23 protein-coding genes and 1 tRNA gene (1 of these 24 running past the window's edge) are annotated in these 19,480 nt (G+C 41.1%); 12 read left to right on the forward strand and 12 right to left on the reverse strand.

The genetic code is table 11. The annotated features are described in order from the left end of the window. Positions 1–27 precede the first annotated feature (27 nt). Together rpsA and ID47_RS03650 are read left to right on the forward strand one after the other, a co-directional pair. Positions 28–1,758, forward strand: coding sequence for a 30S ribosomal protein S1 (rpsA, locus tag ID47_RS03640; protein ID WP_038463997.1), 1,731 nt, complete (start codon positions 28–30; stop codon positions 1,756–1,758). Between the two features lie 481 nt (positions 1,759–2,239). Then, positions 2,240–3,103, forward strand: a complete 864-nt coding sequence (locus tag ID47_RS03650; RefSeq protein ID WP_038464003.1) for a hypothetical protein — start codon at positions 2,240–2,242, stop codon at positions 3,101–3,103. Between the two features lie 47 nt (positions 3,104–3,150). Here ID47_RS03650 and ID47_RS03655 read toward each other — a convergent pair whose 3' ends face one another. Beyond that, on the reverse strand, positions 3,151–3,996 hold the full coding sequence (locus ID47_RS03655) for a pirin family protein (RefSeq protein ID WP_420887375.1): 846 nt from the start codon (positions 3,994–3,996) through the stop codon (positions 3,151–3,153). A gap of 111 nt (positions 3,997–4,107) precedes the next feature. Here ID47_RS03655 and ID47_RS03660 point away from each other — a divergent pair. From ID47_RS03660 to ID47_RS12830, 6 genes are all read left to right on the forward strand, one after another. Continuing rightward, positions 4,108–4,184: transfer RNA gene (locus tag ID47_RS03660), tRNA-Met, on the forward strand. A 245-nt stretch (positions 4,185–4,429) separates the two neighbouring features. Further along, positions 4,430–5,962, forward strand: a complete 1,533-nt coding sequence (locus ID47_RS03665; protein WP_038464007.1) for an acyl-CoA carboxylase subunit beta — start codon at positions 4,430–4,432, stop codon at positions 5,960–5,962. A 17-nt stretch (positions 5,963–5,979) separates the two neighbouring features. Further along, positions 5,980–6,288, forward strand: a complete 309-nt coding sequence (locus tag ID47_RS03670; RefSeq protein WP_038464009.1) for a 2TM domain-containing protein — start codon at positions 5,980–5,982, stop codon at positions 6,286–6,288. A gap of 120 nt (positions 6,289–6,408) precedes the next feature. Continuing rightward, positions 6,409–8,298 carry an acetyl/propionyl/methylcrotonyl-CoA carboxylase subunit alpha gene (locus ID47_RS03675; RefSeq protein WP_038464011.1) on the forward strand — a complete coding sequence of 630 codons (1,890 nt, stop codon included), beginning with the start codon at positions 6,409–6,411 and terminating at the stop codon, positions 8,296–8,298. An 88-nt stretch (positions 8,299–8,386) separates the two neighbouring features. Further along, positions 8,387–8,575, forward strand: a complete 189-nt coding sequence (locus tag ID47_RS03680; protein ID WP_038464014.1) for a hypothetical protein — start codon at positions 8,387–8,389, stop codon at positions 8,573–8,575. 5 nt (positions 8,576–8,580) lie between these two features. Beyond that, entirely contained in the window at positions 8,581–8,766 is a 186-nt protein-coding gene (locus ID47_RS12830; RefSeq protein WP_156956638.1) for a hypothetical protein, read from the forward strand. Here ID47_RS12830 and ID47_RS03685 read toward each other — a convergent pair. From ID47_RS03685 to ID47_RS03695, 3 genes are read right to left on the reverse strand one after another with little or no spacing between them, the layout of a single operon-like run. Next, positions 8,741–9,421: an HdaA/DnaA family protein gene (locus tag ID47_RS03685; protein ID WP_156956639.1), complete on the reverse strand. Its 681-nt coding sequence runs from the start codon at positions 9,419–9,421 to the stop codon at positions 8,741–8,743. The genes ID47_RS12830 and ID47_RS03685 overlap by 26 nt on opposite strands. After that, positions 9,411–10,469: an AI-2E family transporter gene (locus ID47_RS03690; RefSeq protein WP_038464020.1), complete on the reverse strand. Its 1,059-nt coding sequence runs from the start codon at positions 10,467–10,469 to the stop codon at positions 9,411–9,413. The genes ID47_RS03685 and ID47_RS03690 overlap by 11 nt, the downstream gene beginning before the upstream one ends. Beyond that, positions 10,469–11,053 carry a CDP-alcohol phosphatidyltransferase family protein gene (locus ID47_RS03695; RefSeq protein WP_038464023.1) on the reverse strand — a complete coding sequence of 195 codons (585 nt, stop codon included), beginning with the start codon at positions 11,051–11,053 and terminating at the stop codon, positions 10,469–10,471. Before ID47_RS03695 ends, ID47_RS03690 begins: the two co-directional genes overlap by 1 nt. A 534-nt stretch (positions 11,054–11,587) precedes the next feature. On the opposite strand from ID47_RS03695, the gene ID47_RS03700 reads away from it, so the two are divergent. Continuing rightward, positions 11,588–12,250 (forward strand): MFS transporter, encoded by a 663-nt coding sequence (locus tag ID47_RS03700; protein WP_051908534.1) that lies wholly within the window; start codon positions 11,588–11,590, stop codon positions 12,248–12,250. A gap of 35 nt (positions 12,251–12,285) precedes the next feature. Further along, positions 12,286–12,849: an MFS transporter gene (locus ID47_RS03705; RefSeq protein ID WP_338140351.1), complete on the forward strand. Its 564-nt coding sequence runs from the start codon at positions 12,286–12,288 to the stop codon at positions 12,847–12,849. Positions 12,850–12,885: 36 nt separating this feature from the next. Here ID47_RS03705 and ID47_RS03710 read toward each other — a convergent pair whose 3' ends face one another. The 6 genes from ID47_RS03710 to ID47_RS03735 form a co-directional block, all read right to left on the reverse strand. After that, positions 12,886–13,299, reverse strand: a complete 414-nt coding sequence (locus ID47_RS03710) for a ferric reductase-like transmembrane domain-containing protein (protein WP_038464029.1) — start codon at positions 13,297–13,299, stop codon at positions 12,886–12,888. After that, the gene (locus tag ID47_RS03715) at positions 13,284–13,493 is read right to left on the reverse strand and encodes a hypothetical protein (RefSeq protein WP_038464031.1); all 210 of its coding nucleotides are present in this window, start codon (positions 13,491–13,493) and stop codon (positions 13,284–13,286) included. Before ID47_RS03715 ends, ID47_RS03710 begins: the two co-directional genes overlap by 16 nt. 93 nt (positions 13,494–13,586) lie before the next feature. Then, positions 13,587–13,916 (reverse strand): hypothetical protein, encoded by a 330-nt coding sequence (locus ID47_RS03720; RefSeq protein ID WP_232223263.1) that lies wholly within the window; start codon positions 13,914–13,916, stop codon positions 13,587–13,589. Beyond that, a complete protein-coding gene (locus ID47_RS03725; protein WP_051908535.1) occupies positions 13,894–14,382 on the reverse strand; it encodes a hypothetical protein in 489 nt (162 codons plus the stop codon). The genes ID47_RS03720 and ID47_RS03725 overlap by 23 nt, the downstream gene beginning before the upstream one ends. A 210-nt stretch (positions 14,383–14,592) precedes the next feature. Next, a complete protein-coding gene (locus ID47_RS03730) occupies positions 14,593–15,354 on the reverse strand; it encodes an ABC transporter ATP-binding protein (RefSeq protein WP_038464034.1) in 762 nt (253 codons plus the stop codon). Between the two features lie 7 nt (positions 15,355–15,361). Further along, positions 15,362–16,168, reverse strand: a complete 807-nt coding sequence (locus ID47_RS03735; RefSeq protein ID WP_232223264.1) for an MlaE family ABC transporter permease — start codon at positions 16,166–16,168, stop codon at positions 15,362–15,364. Between the two features lie 214 nt (positions 16,169–16,382). On the opposite strand from ID47_RS03735, the gene ID47_RS13835 reads away from it, so the two are divergent. Then, positions 16,383–16,574 carry a DDE-type integrase/transposase/recombinase gene (locus tag ID47_RS13835; protein WP_420887376.1) on the forward strand — a complete coding sequence of 64 codons (192 nt, stop codon included), beginning with the start codon at positions 16,383–16,385 and terminating at the stop codon, positions 16,572–16,574. 586 nt (positions 16,575–17,160) lie between these two features. On the opposite strand, the gene ID47_RS11605 is transcribed toward ID47_RS13835, so the two are convergent. Next, positions 17,161–18,051, reverse strand: coding sequence for an SEL1-like repeat protein (locus ID47_RS11605; RefSeq protein ID WP_198022337.1), 891 nt, complete (start codon positions 18,049–18,051; stop codon positions 17,161–17,163). A 316-nt stretch (positions 18,052–18,367) separates the two neighbouring features. Between ID47_RS11605 and ID47_RS03750 the strand changes: the two genes are divergently transcribed. Beyond that, entirely contained in the window at positions 18,368–18,799 is a 432-nt protein-coding gene (locus ID47_RS03750; RefSeq protein WP_038464037.1) for a low affinity iron permease family protein, read from the forward strand. Between the two features lie 226 nt (positions 18,800–19,025). Here ID47_RS03750 and ID47_RS03755 read toward each other — a convergent pair whose 3' ends face one another. Further along, a protein-coding gene (locus tag ID47_RS03755; RefSeq protein ID WP_156956640.1) for a DUF2971 domain-containing protein crosses the window boundary here: on the reverse strand, positions 19,026–19,480 show its 3' portion. Its footprint extends 247 nt past the window's final position; only the last 455 of its 702 coding nucleotides appear in the window; its start codon lies off the right edge, out of view — the gene reads right to left on this strand; it ends in the stop codon at positions 19,026–19,028.

Here is a 19,480-nt window from a genome sequence, read left to right on the forward strand (position 1 = left end):
ATTTTTTGGAGTTTTTAAGGAAATTTTATGTCTAATATATCTGTTGCAAAAACCCCAGCTAAAGAAAGCTTTGCTGATCTTCTCGAAGAATCCCTTCGTGGTCGCACATCCTTTGAAGGAAGTGTTGTAAAAGGTTACGTTCTATCTATTGACGATGATTTCGTTACTGTTGACGTTGGCCTAAAGTCCGAAGGTCGTATTCCGCTACGTGAATTCGCTGGCCCAGGTCGCGCGCCTGAAGTCAAAGCCGGTGACTTTATTGACGTTTACGTAGAGCGTATGGAAGATAAAAACGGTTGCGCCGTTCTCAGCGTTGAGAAAGCTCGCCGTGAAGCTGCTTGGGGTGAGCTTGAAAAAGCATCTATCACTGGAGATCTCGTTAACGGTGTTATCTTTGGTAAGGTTAAAGGCGGTTTTGCTGTTGATCTTGAAGGCGCCGTTGCTTTCTTGCCGGGTAGCCAAGTTGATGTTCGCCCAATCCGCGACATTACGCCATTGATGAACATTGCTCAACCATTCAAAATTTTGAAGATGGACAAACTGCGCAGCAATATCGTTGTTTCACGCCGTGCCGTCCTTGAAGACAACCGTTCTGAACAACGCGCAGAACTTGTTTCCAATCTATCCGAAGGCCAAGTTCTTGAAGGTATCGTGAAAAACATCACTGATTACGGCGCATTTATTGATTTGGGCGGCGTTGATGGTCTATTGCACGTTACCGACATTTCCTGGCGTCGTATTAATCACCCAGGTGATGTTCTTAAGGTTGGTGAAGCCATCCAAGTTCAAGTCATCCGCTTCAACCGCGACACTCAACGGATCTCCCTTGGCATGAAGCAACTTGAAGCAGATCCTTGGAAGGGTGTTGAAGAACGCTATGTTCCAGGGTCACGCCACAAGGGTAAAATTACAAACATCGCTGACTATGGTGCCTTCGTGGAACTAGAACCAGCTGTTGAAGGTTTGATCTATGTTACAGAGATGAGCTGGACGAAGAAAAACGTTCATCCATCCAAGATTTTGACTCAAAGCCAAGAAGTCGAAGTTCAAGTTCTTGAAGTTGACATGACAAAGCGTCGTATCTCCCTTGGTTTGAAGCAATGCTCCGAAAACCCATGGATACGTTTTGCTGAACAATACCCAGCCGGTAGCATTCTTGAAGGCGAAATCAAAAACATCACTGAATTTGGTATGTTTGTTGGCGTAGATGAAGAAATCGATGGTATGGTTCACATGACTGATGTGTCTTGGGACAATGGCGAAGATTCGGCTCAATTCAAAAAAGGCGACGTTGTTAAGGTCAAAGTTTTGGACGTGGATCCAGAAAAAGAACGTATCAGCCTTGGCATTAAGCAATTGAATAATGATCCTTTCGCAACAGCTCTCGAGGGCATTAAGAAAGGCGCCATCGTTACATGTACAATTACCGATGTTAACGACAAGGGACTTGAAGTTTCTCTTGAATCGGGTCTAACTGGTTCTATTAAGAAAATCGATTTATCCCGTGAACGTTCTGAGCAACGCCCAGACCGTTTCGCTGTTGGTGAAAAGGTTGACGCCATGGTAACATCTCTTGATCGTTCTGGCCGTAAGGTTGCATTGTCAATCAAGGCTCGTGAAATCGACGAAGAGAAAAAAGCTATGTCCGAATATGGTTCTGCTGACAGTGGTGCATCCCTTGGTGATATCTTGGGTGAAGCCATGAACAAGGCAAAAACGACACCAACAAAATCTAAAAAGGCCGAAGCGGAAGCCTAAGCTTTTAGATTGAACGAATATCTAAAAAAAGCCCTCGCAAATTAGCAGGGCCTTTTTTGTGCTTACCTACCTCTTAGGGAAAAATTTAACTTAATTAAGAACCAACAACGAGAATCAAAAATCAAATCAGGAAGGCCGATGCGACGCCCACAGTGACAGCCAGCAGCATTTGTCCACTTTATCCTATCCTATTATAAAGTTTTCCTAAAAACTCTATATCACCTCTCCAGATGGCTCGGCTAAATAATATAAACCATAAAACAAGCTTAGACCGTCGCCTAAAATTACGAGGGTAGGATAGTCTTTAGACACAATTTTTTGACTAAAAAATAGTTCCTTCAAATTTCTGAAGAATTCACCGCGTCTTTGAATGGTTTGAGTGCCCCTTTTATTTTTCATAAAAAACTCTTAATAATTTGACTCAAATTAAAAAACATGATAATTACACTTAAAATCAAATAACAAATTAAGGCTAACGCCAATGTTAAAAATTTTTTCCCTTCTTATATTTTGCTCTCACATGCCTGCTTATTGCTATCAACACCCCGATAATAGTCATGAGTTATATAATTCAATTCAAGACAGTAATAAAATATCCCCAGAACTCAAAATAGGGCTAGCAGAAACAAGGTTTTGGCACGACCTGCACCTTAAGTACCCCAATGCCGACGATAAAATTCCAGAATTAAGAGATCAAGCAGACAATCTTGCTCAATTAACAGGTGTACAACTTCAAAAATTTTATAAAGGCGACCAAAGGGACACCCGTTTAAGAAGATTTAACAAAATTTATATGAACTGGATAAATACAAACAAAGAGACTGATCCCACACTGCGCCAATGGTATAAGTTTTGCATAGAAACCTCTTGGGCATGCTCTAATGAGTCGGCCAGCAGCTGTATGGATGATATGCTTGCAAGTGCAGATCATTTAATGAAGGAAGGTTTTATCCTTGGTATTATTTATCTCCCTGCAGGAAACCCCGATTTTGATGGCATTATAGGCGAAGCGGCTAGAGTTGCCGGAATTGCCACCAATGTTTGGTTAACGGGTTTATCTGTAAGGCCAGACCTCATGGCCGACGATAGGAAACAAACACCCCAAAATTTTTTATGGAATACCATTCATGGCCATGGATTGCCATATCTGGTTAAGCATACAACGTTAACTCATTTGGATTATCAGCAAATTATCAGGATTAACTTACTCGAAAATCCAACTAATGACGTTTATTTTTGGCATTTTAATTGGCTTTATGAGCATAAAATTGACGGCCCTTTGCCTAAGGGACTAGATGAAGAAGCCTATGGCCAACTGATTGAAAAAAGCATTTCTTCAATATAGATAGGGGAAATTTGTATCCCTCTCTCCTCTCTTCTCTGCTATATCAATTAAAAGCGGCCCTCACGATAATCAGCGTACGCTTTTTTCAACTCTTCCTCCGAGTGCATCACAAAAGGGCCCGCTCCCACAATGGGCTCATCAATGACCTCTCCACTAAGCAAAAGGAATTCAGCATCGTCTAAGGTTGAAATTTCAATTGCATCTCCTTGAGTATCAAAAAACGTGATATGCCCCGCTTCCAGCGTTGCCGCATCATTAACCATAATTTTTCCTCGCCTTAACAAGAGAATGGTCGAATATCCTTCTGGAATTTCAATTTTCTGTTGAGTGTGAGCTTCGGAGTGCATATCCCACACATTAATAGATGAAAAAGTAGTGGCGGCCCCTTGAACCCCCAAATAATTGCCCGCAATGATCCGGCAATACCATCCATCCCCGTTCAAGACAGGAATACGATCTGCTATTATTTCCTGATATTTTGGTTTTGTCATTTTATCCTTAATGGGCAAATTGACCCACAGTTGGACAACCTCGAACACACCACCCGCTTTCGAAAACTCCTCTCCATGCCATTCCTCATGCAACACGCCCCTCCCTGCTGTCATCCACTGCACATCCCCAGCCCCAATCTTGCCCGTATGCCCTGCATTGTCACGGTGTTCCAGTTGGCCAGAATAGACAATCGTTACGGTCTCAAACCCCCGATGAGGATGCTTGTCAACGCCTCGAATTTTATCAGTCGGCTTAAAGTCTTCAGGACCAGCATAATCCAACAGTAAAAAAGGACTAACAGTGATAACAGGTGATCGATAAGAAAATAAGGTTCTGACGGGAAAACCATCACCTACCCAATGCTTAGCAACAGCCGCCTTAATCTGTACAATCATTTTCAGCGCCATAATCCCCTCCTTTTCCCACCAATCTTATAAAAAATCTCCAGATGATCAAATAAGTGTTGCACAAGACCGTAAATATTTGGTATACATCATACATGCTTTTAATGACGCGGGGTAGAGCAGCCCGGTAGCTCGTCAGGCTCATAACCTGAAGGTCGTAGGTTCAAATCCTGCCCCCGCAACCAAATAAAGTATTTATTCTCCCCAATTCATCTTTAATTTAAGAATAGTTTTTTTGCAGCTCTTAGAAAAATCAAGTTGCCAAGCAGGCCTTCTTTTCTATTTCCTCAATTAAAAAATTTTTATTTAATTTTTATCCAGCATTTTTTTTGATAAAATTATTTTATCCAAGGACATTTAAAAACCCGCTCCCTTAAAAGGCTGAGTTTTTAAATCACCGTGGATATAAAAAGAGGATGAGGGCACCAGCATGCGTGAAGCGACAGCAAAACTCCAAGAAAAACTAGAAACTTCTGAACAGGGGGGCGGTGCTGACAGGATTAATTCTCAACATCAACGCGGTAAATTAACAGCCAGAGAACGCCTTAATATTTTACTTGATGCCGATTCCTTCGAAGAATGGGATCGGTTTGTGGAACATCGCAGTCATGATTTCGGTTTAGACAAACAAAAATTTTTAGGAGACGGCGTCGTTACAGGCCATGGTAAGATCAACGGCCGGTTAGTATTCGTGTTTTCCCAAGACTTTACCGTTATGGGGGGAAGCCTTAGTGAAATGCATGCCCAGAAAATTTGCAAGATCATGGATAAAGCCGTTGAGGTGGGCGCACCTATTATTGGGTTAAATGACTCCGGGGGGGCCCGCATCCAAGAAGGCGTGATTTCCTTAGGGGCCTATGCCGACGTTTTCAAACGGAATGTTTTAGCCTCTGGCGTTGTACCTCAAATTTCATTGGTCATGGGCCCTTGCGCTGGGGGTGCTGTTTACTCTCCTGCCATGACAGATTTTATTTTTATGGTAAAAGATACTTCTTATATGTTTGTAACGGGGCCTGATGTTGTTAAAACCGTGACGGGCGAGATCATTAATTCAGAAAACCTGGGCGGAGCGAAAGTCCACACGGGCGACTCTGGCGTTGCCCATGCAAGCTTTACCAATGACTATGATGCTCTCATGCAAATTCGCCGTTTTATGATGTATATTCCTCAGAACAATCGAGAGCATCTCCCCCCTCTTCCCCACCAAGAAATAACGGAAGATAGCATACTGTCTCTCGACAAACTCATTCCCGACAATGCCTCCCATCCCTATGACATTAAAGAATTGATCCAAAAAGTTGCTGATAATGGAGAGTTTTTTGAAATTCATCCAGAATGGGCCGGCAATATTGTGGTTGGATTTTGTCAGCTTCAGGGTCAAAGTGTGGGTATTGTCGCTAACCAACCCATGGTTCTAGCAGGCTGCCTGGATATTAATGCCTCGCGCAAAGCGGCACGGTTTGTTCGATTTTGTGATTGTTTTAATATTCCCATTATTACCTTTGTCGATGTCCCTGGTTTCTTGCCAGGTGTGGATCAAGAAAAGAACGGGATTATTACTCATGGATCTAAATTGCTGTTCGCCTATGCAGAAGCAACAGTTCCCAAGATTACTCTCATTACCCGCAAAGCCTATGGGGGTGCCTATGATGTAATGAGTTCAAAGCATATCCGTGCAGATGTAAATTATGCATGGCCATCGGCAGAGATTGCGGTAATGGGACCAAAGGGTGCCGTTGAAATTATTTTTCGCAAAGATATCAATAACCCTGAAAAAATTCAGCAACATACAGAAAATTATCGGGAGAAGTTTGCAAATCCCTACGTAGCTGCTAAACTAGGGTACATAGATGAAGTGATTTTACCCCGGGATACACGCCGCAAGTTGATTCGCTCATTGGAAATGCTGCGTAGCAAACAACTGCAAAACCCGTGGAAAAAACACGATAACATCCCTTTATAATGCACAAGGAGAACCCAATGTACGAATCTGAAAATCACATCCGCGAACGGATCCGAGAATTAAAAGAATATTATACAAATGTCGTTATTTACGGCGTCGTCATTTTTGCCTGCCTCATCATCTGGATGACAACTGGGGGGACCTTCTGGCCGATTTGGGTGATCGTAGCATTGGGAGCCGTTGCCCTTCTAAAAGGTATTCGTCTTGGCCTATTCCCAAAACTAAATGAAATTTTCCCTTTCCTCCGATCCGACTGGGAAGAAGAGCAAATTCGCAGGGCGTTGGAAGAAAAAATCGAAAATAGAAATGAAAAAAAGGGTGAATAAATTTTAAGGGTTGCCGCCGTCATTATAAGACGGCAACAATCTTCAGATTACATCTTTACTTTCTCTCCCCCTAAGCTGCGACGCGCATTCTCTGATGACTTTAGTTAGGAAACAGCACCCATGCAAAAAATTCTGATCGCCAACCGCGGCGAAATTGCTTGTCGGATTATTCGCACAGCAAAATCTATGGGCATAAAAACTGTGGCCATCTATAGTCAAGTGGATCATCTTTTACCGCATGTAGACATGGCTGACGAAGCTTATTGCATTGGCAATGCGCCATCGCGAGAGAGTTACCTCAATATTGATAAGATTATTGGAATTGCCAAGGACTGTGGTGCCGATGCTATCCACCCCGGCTATGGTTTCTTATCAGAAAAGGCAGATTTTGCCAAAGCAGTGACAGGTGCTGGGCTGATTTTTATTGGCCCCTCCGCTGATGTTATTCATTGCATGGGGGATAAGTTGGAAGCAAAAGCCTTAGCTAAATCGGCTAATGTCACTTTAGTGCCTGGCAGTACCTCTGCTTTAAGTAATATCGCTGAAGCCCGTGAATTTGCCCGCCAACATGGCTATCCTGTTCTTCTTAAAGCTGCTGCCGGCGGGGGTGGCAAAGGGATGCGCGTTGTTACCAATGACCTGGGTTTACAGGAAGGGTTTGAGCGAGCCCGCAGTGAAGCTCTATCAGCCTTCGGCGATGAGCGGGTCTTTATTGAAAAATATATTGAAACACCCCGCCATATTGAAATTCAAATTCTGGCTGATCAGCACGGCAATGTGATTCATCTTGGCGAAAGGGATTGCTCCTTACAAAGGCGTCACCAAAAGGTTGTTGAAGAATCCCCTAGTCCCTTTGTCAGCCCAACCCTGCGTCAGGAAATTGCCCATCAAGCCGTTGCCCTGGCTAAAAAAGTTGGCTACACTTCTGCAGGAACGGTTGAATTTATTGTTTCCCCCACGGGAGAGTTCTATTTTCTAGAAATGAATACCCGTCTTCAAGTGGAACATCCGGTGACCGAGGCTGTTTACGGTCTTGATCTCGTTGAATGGATGATTCGTATTGCCCGTGGTGAAAAGCTGACTTTAAAACAAGCTGATATGCAGCCATCGGGCCATGCCATCGAAGTCAGGCTCTACGCCGAAGATCCCAGCGCAGGCTTTCTGCCGAGTGCGGGTAAACTCATTCAATTCCGCCCACCCCATTCCCCAGCCATCCGGTTTGATTGCGGATTTACCGAAGGCGACCAAGTTTCCATATATTATGATCCGATGATTGCCAAGGTTATTGCCCATGCCCCTACTCGACCCCAAGCTTTAACTAATATCATTCAATATCTGGATGAAATACTCATTAAAGGATTGGTTTCTAATCAAGATTTCTTGATTCGCCTGTTACGGACAGCTGATGTCCAAGACGGTAATTATCATACCCACTATATTCAGGAACAACTCGGCCATTTAGTGGGTGAAACAGCAACAGTTACCCCAGACGATCTCACCCTCTTTGCCCAAGCAGCCATGGCTATTCAAGCACCCTCCTTGTCTGAGCAAAAGTTTGTGGTGATAATGGGTAAAACTATTCTTAACGATCAACGGTGTGATGCGTCTCTGACGTGGCTGTATCAGAAGCAATTATTTACCCTTTTATATCAAGAACAACAGTTTATCGGTCGACATCATTACCATAACGGCATCCATGAAATCACAATTAATGGACTCACTCAATCGATGCGCGTTATTGATAGCCGCCATTGGCCATCGATGCAGCATCTAAAATTTAAAAACACTTCCAGTGATAACAAAATCGTTAAGGCTCCCATGCCTGGAACCATCATCGCCTTACCAATTTTTGTCGGCCAAACTGTCAAAAAAGATGAGCCGCTTGCCATCATTGAAGCGATGAAAATGGAAAATGTATTGAAAGCATCCCAAGAGGGAACCATTAGCGAAATCTGTGTAAAAAGCGGCGATAGTTTAGTGCGCGATCAAGTTATTGTTCGGTTTGCTTAAGCTTAACCTATTACGTAGGTCGATATAATCTAAAAGTAACATATTAGTCTTTCCCTGCCCTCCTGAAAATTTAAGAGGTGCAGGAAATATGGTTAAGACAATCCTTATTAATTTAGTTGAGACATTAAATGATGAGAGAGGAAGCCAATCAAATCTGTGTCGTTCTTATGGTCAGTGGTTAATATATTCAATGAATCCAAAAACCTCTTTTGTTCAGTTGTATCAAAAATTGATTGAAAAAGCATCGTTGCCTGGGTTCCTGGCTATAAATCCTTAAAAGATATGACACACGATGTTGAGAAAGGACTACCCACTTGGCTTGACAGTTGGCAGCACTATAAACCAGCGATTATTATAACAGATTTTTCCAACCACAAAATTAACCAACAAATCATCAATCTAAATAAAAACATGCCAACTACGCATGAGAAAAAGATGACCTTTAGCTTGACGCTCGATCATCAGTGACTTCTTTTAATAATGGCAAGGTCAACGGCCGTTGCTGGCTTAAAGTCAGCTCGTCAATCACTTTGACCAGATGATGAATGGTTGTGTACGATCGATCAAAACGTCGATAAATATACTCTAAAATATCATCACCACACAGCATGCCACGTTTCAATAATTCTTTACGGAAAAGTTTACGAAACAATTCATCATCAGGCTCATGAATTTCAAGACAAGGAAGACTGCGCAGCCGAGAGGCCAGATCATTTACCGTAAAAGAATGACTGGCTGGTGCGGTCCGTCCCAAATACACCACCTGGCGCTGGTGCTCTTTGGCTAAGTTATACAAATGAAATAACCAGCTTTCATCACGATATTGATCATAATCGTCAACAACGATAATCTGAGACGTTTGCACAAGCTGCAAAGGATCATGATTCCCCCCTACAGTTAGCAGGACTCCCCCTCTTAATAAAGACAAAGCCCTACCCATATGACTTTTGCCTGCTCCCGGAGGCCCCACAACCACAAGTTGTGGTAAAGGCCATTGTGGAGAAGAAGACAACCATGTCCATACCTCTCGATTAGGCGCCTCAATAAGGAGAGTGGATGGATCTGTCGCCAATTGATCGGGTAAAGGAATGGCTAATTGCTGCATCTGAATCCTAGGCTGCATAACACTTGGTTGTTTTATACCATTCTAGGGTCGTCCGAACAATAACACCGACAATCGCGGCCACGGGTAAAGCGACTAAAACGCCCGCAAATCCAAACCACGTGGCACTGGCTAACAAGGCAAAAATAATCCAGACCGGGTGAAGGCCTACCCTTTCGCCAATAAATCGGGGCGACAAAATATTCCCTTCGATCAACCCAACCGCCACAAAGACGACCAAAATTAGCACGATTTGATTCCACCCTTCAAAATTGGCAAAGCCATTCGCCATCGTGGCCAAAAGACCGAGAACTGCTCCCACATACGGAATAAAGGATAAAAATCCTGTCATAATCCCCAAGAAAAAGGCTTGGTCTACCCCGATTAACCATAAAGAAATAGAATACAAAACCATAAGAGTGAGACAGACCAAAATTTGTCCGCGAGCATAATCAGATAGAGTTTTATCAATTCGCCCTACATATAAACTCATGGTGGCACGGTATTTATAAGGAATTAAGTCATAAACACTAGCAACCATACGGTGCCAATCTTTAAGTAAATAGAACATAATCACAGGCGTTAAAATGACCAAAGAGATGATATTAGCCAATGCCATACCATTCGTTAAAAGGTTCGTAATGACAGAAAGTGACCATGAAAAAATGTCACCAACATGTTCTGAAACCTTGGCCTTTAGCTCATCCGGAGTTGCCGTTGCTCCAAACCGTTCGCCAATGGATGATAAAAAGGGCTTCAACTCTTGCAACCAGCTACCAGCCAATTGAGGGGCCCTGACGGCCAAGGTTACAATTTGCTTTTGAACAAATGGAATAAATACCATCAGTAACAAAACAAAGGTTAGCAAAACTGTTAGGACGACCAAAGCACTGGCTAAACCGCGACTGATTTTAAATCTTCCTAATCGCGTCACGACACCATTCAAGGCATAAGCGCCAATGAGTCCCATAAAAAATGGAAAAAAAATAGCACTTAAACTTCGTACGAAGTAGAAAACTCCGCCAGCACCTAAAGCCATTAACCAGAACAATAGAGTACGGTTGCCCATTATCCTCTCCGTAATAAAACGCGCAAATTTTTGCGCATAAAGTAAAAAACATATTCTACCCCAGACAGAACTGTTGTCAGGGCCGTTAAATAAAGCAAAGCCCACATGAGTTGTTGATAGGCCTCATGGGATAGAACCTCATAAAAGCTAAAATCTGATACAAGCACTATTGTCACCAAGAGCAGTTGGAAAAAGGTATTAACTTTACTAATAAAGAAGGGGCTTAATCGAACGGGTAAATTAAATAAATAGACTAATAGAGCACCCGATAGGATTAACACATCCCGACCGACAATAAGATACATCAGCCATTCAGGAATATGGCCGGTATAGGTAAGGGCAATATAGGCCCCCATCAGCAAAGCCTTATCAGCGAGAGGGTCAAATATACGGCCAAATTTTGTCTCCACATGCCAGCGACGCGCTAAGTTCCCATCGACATAGTCTGTTATTGCTGCAAACACAAAAAGACAAAAGGCAACAGTTAGTTCATCGCATAAGATGTAATACAGCGTAAACGGAACGGCTGCTAGGCGTAAAGACGTCAAAACGTTAGGTATAATTCTTTTAAAACTCAGATGCATTAAATCAACCACTGCAATTAAATGAGATGGGTATAATGACAGGTCTTATCTTCGATTCCATGAACAATAAACCGGCCCTAAAAGAATATATATTTCAGAGAGTTAGACCTACCACCACCAAACACAATCAATACAATCCCATTGTATTGGGCTGTCCTGCAGCAAGAAAATATCCCTTTTATTCTTTTCAAGTACGATAAACTCTCACAGAGTGAGAATGATAACGACGCAACCACTATAGACCAACTTATTACAGTATACCTAAATCTCAGAGCCAGGGGAATGGGGGTTGGCAAGAAAATAACAAGTCAATTTTTAACAGAGCATCTTTCTTACTGTCCGTCACCCTTATTGAGCGCAATAAGTCGGTCAAAGATTGACGATTTTACCCCTCCAATCTATAATGTTTATTTATATACGAGCAAATTACCGGCTCACTTTGGATGGTGTTTGATTGTATAGAATCATGTCTAAGGACAGATCTGTATAAAACAGCCACGCCCCTGCCAAAGGGCTAACCATTTGAGGAGCCATATGCCCCGTCACCTTAAAAAAATTGCTATCAGTTGTTTTGCTGGAAATATGTTGGAATGGTATGAATTTGCTGTATTTGGGTTTTTGACCACTTATATTTCTCAGAATTTTTTCCCTACTTCAAGCCCTTATTTAGCCACTCTCATGACTTATGCAATTTTTGCTACTGGTTTTATCATGCGTCCCTTAGGTGCAATTTTAAGTGGTCATATCGGCGATCGCCAGGGCCGTCGCGGGGGGCTACTACTCTCTATTACCTTAATGGCCCTGCCAACATTTGCCATCGGTTGCCTGCCGACTTATGAACAAATTGGAATTTTAGCTCCCATCCTTCTCCTCCTCTGCCGAATGATCCAAGGAATCTCACTGGGTGGAGAGTTTAGCGGCTCCATCGTCTATCTCATTGAACATTCGCCTAAAGACCGCCCTGGATTCTATGCTTCATGGGCCGATCTCGGCAGCTCTGTCGGTATGATTGCCGCTTCACTCACCTCACTCGTTTTAACCTTATATTTATCTCAGAATCAAATGTTAAGTTTTGGTTGGAGGCTGCCTTTCCTTGGCGGAATTGCTTTTGGCCTTTTAGGCTATTACTTGCGCCGAGATCTAGCTGAAACGCCAGAATTTAAAGCTACCACGGAAAAAAAGCCTGGGGTGCCTTAGTCTCAGAAGTTTTTAAAGTATGCCCCCGCCGATTTATCAGCTGTACAACTTTTTTAGCGATCAATTCTGGGGGATACTATTTCTTGGTTATTTACCTTCCCAAGCAAATTCTTGTCGATGCCTTGCCCTCTTATGCCATGACGCTGCTGCCTTTAATTAGCATTACGGCCATGATGCCGTCGACATTTATAACAGCTTATTGGTCAGATAAAATTGGTCAAATTCCGATCCTAATTGTTGGCTATTTAAGTAGCTTTGCTCTTGCTTATCCTGTTCTGCTGTTTACCACAACATCAACCACTCTGTGGCCAATTGTGATTGTTCACGTTCTATTTGCTTGGAGCCTAGGCGCCTGTTTTGGCCCTCGCTCATCCCTAATTACAAGGATGTTTCCCGTGTCTCATCGCTATACGGGCGTCTCACTTACTTATAATATAGCTAATGCGGCTTTCGGTGGATTATCACCCATCATTTGCGCAACTATTGCTAATAGCTACGGTCCCTCTTCACCGGCCTTATGGATCATCGTCTGTGCCTTGATATCATTTCTATCGGTCATCCAATTAGTCAAAGCACCGAAGGAAAATCAGAAGTATTAACCACTATTTGAGTTATGAGGGTACCCCTAAACCGCATTAACGCGCTCTCAGCTTATCCCCATTTTGATGAACAAACGGGGTTGCTTTAAGTTGCTTTCTTATGCATTGAAGGGTGGCCAAAGGTATTAAGGTTAAAAAGGCTAACTGAACAGCCCCGACCATATACAAGTGAATAAAAACAGCAAGTTCGGCTATATAAATTTTATTATGAAGTTTTTTCCATTTTAAAAATCCCATTTTTTTAATTGATGTATTATTACTGGTTATGGTTAGGAGGAAAAAAATAGGAAAGGCCACCAAAAACACACTCGTTAAAGCAGGATGAAAAATGAATTTTAATGTTTCAGATAGGCTGCCTCGCTTAACAATAAAGCAAACTAAGTGAACGACACTGTAACTGAAACAGGCAACTCCTATTTCACGGCGATAACGATTTATTTTTTTAACCAAACACTTGTTTCAAAAATAGCTTTGAGTGGATTGAGGACTAAAACCAGAACAAGATGAAATAGGGCCCCATAGCCCGTGTAAAGAATGATTTGTTTATTTAAGTCAGGTCTTATGATCAGACAACTAGCAAGAATAACAACCCCTGTATGGGTAATAACCCAAGCATTATACGACTTTAAAGTTTTAAATTTCATGAGATATAATTACCTTATTATTGGATGCAAATTTGATAGAGCAAGATTTTAAGTCCTCTTCTAACTCTTCAACAGTTGGGGGTTATTTAAATTTTATTTTGAATGCTCTTTTTTAATTTTATCTGTCCATTCTTTAGCTTCATCGCCGCCCCATAACATCCATGCTATATATCCTTTTGACGGATTTTCATCATTTCCAAATTCTTTTGCCTGCTTATCAACTTCATGACGGGCAAAATAGGCTGACATTTTCTTTATAATTTCTAAGCTTATAGAATCATTATTAACTAATTGATGTCCTCGTCTTATGCCGACTTGTGTGCTTCCTTTTCCAAACTTTTCTCTTAATTTCAAACCTTTTTCTGCATTTTTTTTAATGCTTGGGGGAATTTTAAATTCTTTAGCATTTTCCATTTGTTTCATTTCCATACCTTAAAGATTTAACCCTGCACAGCAGGAATTTATGACTCTTTCTTTTTTTCTTTACAGACGACGGATTAGAAACATACTGTTGGCCTTTTTGAGAGGCCTCAATTTTAAGTTTATTCGTTTCTTTCTTTTCGGCGTCAGTTAACCTATTCCATACTTTTTTAGGCAAATAACGCTGTGTGCGATCACCCTGCTGGGCTTTATCACCCTTTTCAGTTTGCCAATTTTCTGACGTCCATTTTTTTAAACTGCGCTGAGAGGGAGCCAACTTACCTTTATGTTTATAGCCGCCCCCTGTGGCTTCATATTCTTTCGTTAAGAGCTGTGATTTACGGGCTGACCATTGCCCTTTTTTTCCACCCTTTGAACTGGCTTTTATTTTTTCTTTTAACTCTTGTCTTAAATGAGGCTGGGTATAGTCTTTGGCGTACTCTTTTTCTGATTTAGAGTTAGGTGCCATAGCAGTCGTTTCTCTCTTTATGAAAAAAAATATAGATCAAACTAATCTTAAAATATAAGAGAGGAACCGTTTATTTAAATTGAAAAAATTTAAATTTTTAACAAGGTACGCTTATGCACCATTTTTTTAAAGGGAAAAAGTATGGGGTTAGGCAGGGCACAATGAACCCTTCATATTTCTGTTTATTTCTTTATAAAATTTTTTTGAGTTTTAATCAGTAAAAGGCCCCTTAGGTAATCCACCAATAAACTGACTCATATGAGGATTTTCAGTTTGATCCATCTCAGCTACAGTGCCTGTCCAAATGAATTTTCCCTTAAATAACAACCCCACTCGGTCACCGATATGGCGCAAAGAATTAATATCATGGGTAATCGTCAAGGCAGTAGCCCCTAAGTGACGGACATTGCGCAAGATTAAATTATTGATGGTTCCACTAACAATCGGATCAAGTCCTGTTGTCGGTTCATCAAAAAAAATAATTTCGGGGTTTGCCGCAATAGCGCGGGCCAACGAAACTCGCTTTTGCATTCCCCCCGATAATTCGGCGGGATAAATGTCAGCAATTGATGCCGACAGATCAACTTCTTCTAATTTCTCGAGGGCTATTTTTCGGGCTGTTGCAGCATCCATACCTTGAGCATTCATGAGGCCAAAAGCTATATTCCGCCATACCGACAAACTGTCAAATAAAGCCCCACCTTGAAACAGCATTCCAAAACGCAGCATCATTTCCTGGCGCCTTTTAGCCGGCACATGAGTTACATCTTCTCCATCAATCAGAATTTGACCTGAATCCGGGGATAATAGTCCTAAAATACATTTAAGCAAAACAGATTTGCCTGTCCCCGATCCACCAATAACAACAAAGGACTCGCCAGCTTGAATATCAAGATCCAGACCATCAAGCACAACCTTATCACCAAATGCTTTTTTCAGATTGCGGATTTGAATTTTTGGTTGAGTTACCATGACAACCTCATTTATCAAATAGTAATGCCGTCAGGGCATAATTCATGAATAAAATTAAAACTGAAGCCGACACAACCGCATTTGTAGTGGCACGTCCCACGCCTTCAGCCCCCCGTCCAGAATAATATCCATGATAGCATCCCATGAGCGTAATAATGACCCCAAACGCCGAGGCTTTAATTAAGCCAGCCATAACATCTTTCATTTCCAGATATTTAACTGTCTGCTGCAGATAATTACTGGGGTTAAATCCTAATTGGTATATACCCACGATATAGCCACCCATCACCCCAATGATATCAGCGATTAATACTAAGACCGGCAACATTAAAAAACCAGCAATGATTCGGGGCGTTACCAGATATTTAATAGGATTAGTGGAAAGAGTTGTCAGGGCATCCAGTTGTTCCGTCACGCGCATTGTTGCAATCTCTGCTGCCATGGAGGCCCCCATGCGACCAGCAACCATTAAGCCAGCCAGGACCGGCCCGAGTTCCCGTGTCATCGATAAAACAACAACTGTAGCCACCGCCCCCTCAGCTGAAAACCGAGAAAAACCTGTGTAACTTTGTAACGCCAACACCATGCCCGAAGAAATGGCCGTCAATCCAACAACCGGTAAAGAAAAGTAACCAATGTGCAAAAACTGCACCAAGACTTGTCTTAAATAAAAAGGCTTATGAAATAATCGGACAAGGGCTTCAGCAAAAAATAGTGCAACGCGGCCAGCGGATTGCACAAAACTAATGAACACTCGACCAACCGAGGCAAAAAAATCAATAATGACCATGGAACTAAAATATTTAATGTACATAATTAAAGTTTACCCCAAGTCTCTCTCTGATGTCCATTCACTATATTTATAGACCGGCATTTTAAGCTAAGTTTAAGGGATCTCCATGAGAAGCCCGCAAAGCGAGATACATCTGTTACTTATGAGGTTATCCGTAAGGGACATCAGACCAGCAGATCCCTATATGCTAAGAATATACGGCGAAAGAGGTTCCAATTTTAAAGACAAATGGCACATGAATGAAGTCAGAATAAAGATAAAAGGTGAAATATTTTGGCTTGGACCGTTGATTGACAGTGCAGTCGAAGGGATTAAAATTCTTCTTCAAAAGAGGCGCAATACCAAAGCAACTCCCCGATTTCTAAAAACTTTAAAAAAGCTTGAGTTTCCTCTACATGTCCTAATCACAGATAAGCTGAGCAGATAGATCAGGATTCAGTAAATTCTTATCAACTCCCGGTGTAGGGCCATTTTCATACACGGCCCCAACAACAGAATAGGAAACAGCCATCAACTAATATATGGGAAAAAGATAACGGAGAGAACTTAAAACGCTGGTAAATACCCCTAAATTCTTGGTATCTATAAACGCTTTATTTAATCTTTTGGTAGTAAAATGCTATAAACATTGCACTCTAGATTATAGCCAAAGTTTTACAGAATCCCTTTTCACTTTCAATCATATTATGGCTACACCTCACCGTGATATTTATAAAGATAAAGAAAGGGACTCCCCTATTTTCTATTTCCAAACACCTTGACGATACCGATAATGTTGTCCTACCGTCATAATATAGTATTTTTTGGCTTCCTCCCTATTCTCTTCATTTTCCTCTTCAGCAATGTTGTGGTGGGGACAGCCTCTTTGGCAACTTAAGCTTAAACTGGGTAAGACGTTCCATTTGCAAAAATCCCCCCCCTAAAATACGAGCATTCTTGTTCATTAAAGCAAGCCAAACCTCGTATTTAGGACGACGCGAGCCAAAGGGATGTCCATCAAAAATACCATCATTTTATAAAAGAGGTGGATATTCTTGACCGTTTTCATCTTTTCTTGCTTTCGGAAGTTTGTTAGACACAGCATCTAACATTTCTTGAGCATTTCTATTGCCAAGAGCAAGTGATTCTTTATACAACTTTACTGCATCCCTAGCTCTCTCCCGCTTTCTTGCGTAAATGTTACCCAAACCATTTTTTATTTCACCAAAGAGTTGATCACCTAATATTTTTCTGGCTTGCGGATTGTTATTAATTTTTTCAAAATACTTAGCAGCTTCATCATAATGTTTAATTTTGAAATAAGCACGCCCCAGCAAATATTGTCCCTTTATATCCCCCTGCCTAGCAGCCTTATCATACCATTCAATTGCTAATTTCATGTTAGGTGCAATCTCATTCTTATCATCTTTCACACCTTCCATATACATGTTCCCTAAGGCCACTTGAGCAGAAGATTCTCCTGCTTCTGCTAATTCTCGATATAAATTAAATCTTTTATCAACTTGATTAGTTTTTTTATATAGCACTTCTAATTGGTACGCTACCTTGAGATCTCCTAAGTTTTTAGCCTTTAAGTAGAATTTTTCTGCTTTCTCATAATCTTGATCACCTCCTTCTCCATTTTCCCACATCTTTCCTAGGAGTTTTGCTGCCTCAGAATGATTTTGTTCTGCAGCCTCAGTAAATAGAGAGCGCGCTATCCGTAGATCTTGATATTTTTGCTGCTGAGATTTGGTGGTTAATTTATAATGAGACAATCCGCGATTATATAACAGATTTCCATATATATTTTCCGAAGCCACTGTATTGTTAGGGGCTTTTAAAGGAAGGTTATTTTTTTGGCTATTACTTTCGTGAGAGGTTGGGTCATCAACGTCCGTAAAATTAGGAACAGTGTATTCCATTGATATAACAACAGAAGGTAATCCTATCAAAGCTAAACATATATACCTCATTACTTTCTCTCCTCTTATAGTGCAATTTTAAAATCTCATTTAGCAATATAAGAGGTTAATGTCAGGTTAAAAAAGGATAAGAATTTAGTAAGCAAAAGTAATTTTCCTATTTTCTATTTCCAAACACCTTGACAAGGCTGCTTGTACAACAAATTTTATAGGTGACCAACTTTATCATTAATAACCACAGAATTTAACTTTGATTCCAAGGAATCATAAGACACAATAAAATCATATGGATTATCCGGTAAGAGTGAATGGATAAATGGGGAAAGAACGTTTTAATCAATATTTATCGGATGGTTTTTCTAATTTCTCTGGCCATATTGCAGATCTATCCGGTCGTCCCTTTACCTTCTTGATTGCTATTGCAATCGTTGTTACCTGGGCCATAACAGGGCCATTTTTTAACTATTCAGATACCTGGCAATTAATCATTAACACGGGTACAACCATCATTACATTTTTGATGGTTTTTTTGATTCAAAACACGCACTATCGCGATAGTGAAGCCTTGCAAATAAAAATAGATGAACTCATTCGTGCCCATGCTGGCGCCCATAATGTCTTATTAGACCTGGAAGAATTATCGCCCGCTCAGCTCAAAGCAATAAAAAAGAAATATGAAAGTCTTGCGCAACGAGCAAGAGCCGACTTAAGTAATGGCAAACCAGACACTGATACGGATGATGTTTAGACAGGAGCACGTTCAAAAGATTGCCAGTATTATCAAGGCTTTTTCTTATATATAGCTCTCGTAAAAAGGCACAGATTTTAGCCTTTACAATAATCAGAACGACACATTTCATAAATACAGCTTGCATTAAAGTGATCTGCTGCAGTAATTTTTTTGTCATAATATTCTTCTCCCCTGAATTTTATAGGTGAGATCATCAACTTTCAAAGGGTAGATCAATAAAGTTTCAGATGACGAAAATTTTGTTAGAAAGGTAATCAATCCGTTGTTTCAATAAACGAGCGAGCTCAGCACTTTTTGTATAAACTCGCAGAATATCAGTTTGGGGCTTAATAGGAATATCCAAATAAGCTTCCGCAATATCAAAAGATTTTATGACAATTCTTTCTTCTTTTTCAGGGTGATACCGTTGATATTTACTAAAAGCAACAGCTTTCAGAAAAGCTTTAGCTTGAGCAGCCGTTGTCGGTTGGCCATCTAAAATGCATTGAATATATTCCGATACTTTTCGTCTCATGAAATAATAACCGTCATATCGTACCTGTCCCCTGCTATAAAAAAAACCCTGGGATTCAGAAAATTCTGTGAAGGGTTTAGCACTTAATATAACAGCTACACCCCCAGCATTTGCCCCATATTCACGCCAATGAAAATCTGATTTATGGGTTCCTGTAAATGATA

Source organism: Candidatus Paracaedibacter acanthamoebae (assembly GCF_000742835.1).
In the GTDB taxonomy this organism is placed as follows: Bacteria; Pseudomonadota; Alphaproteobacteria; order Paracaedibacterales; family Paracaedibacteraceae; genus Paracaedibacter; species Paracaedibacter acanthamoebae.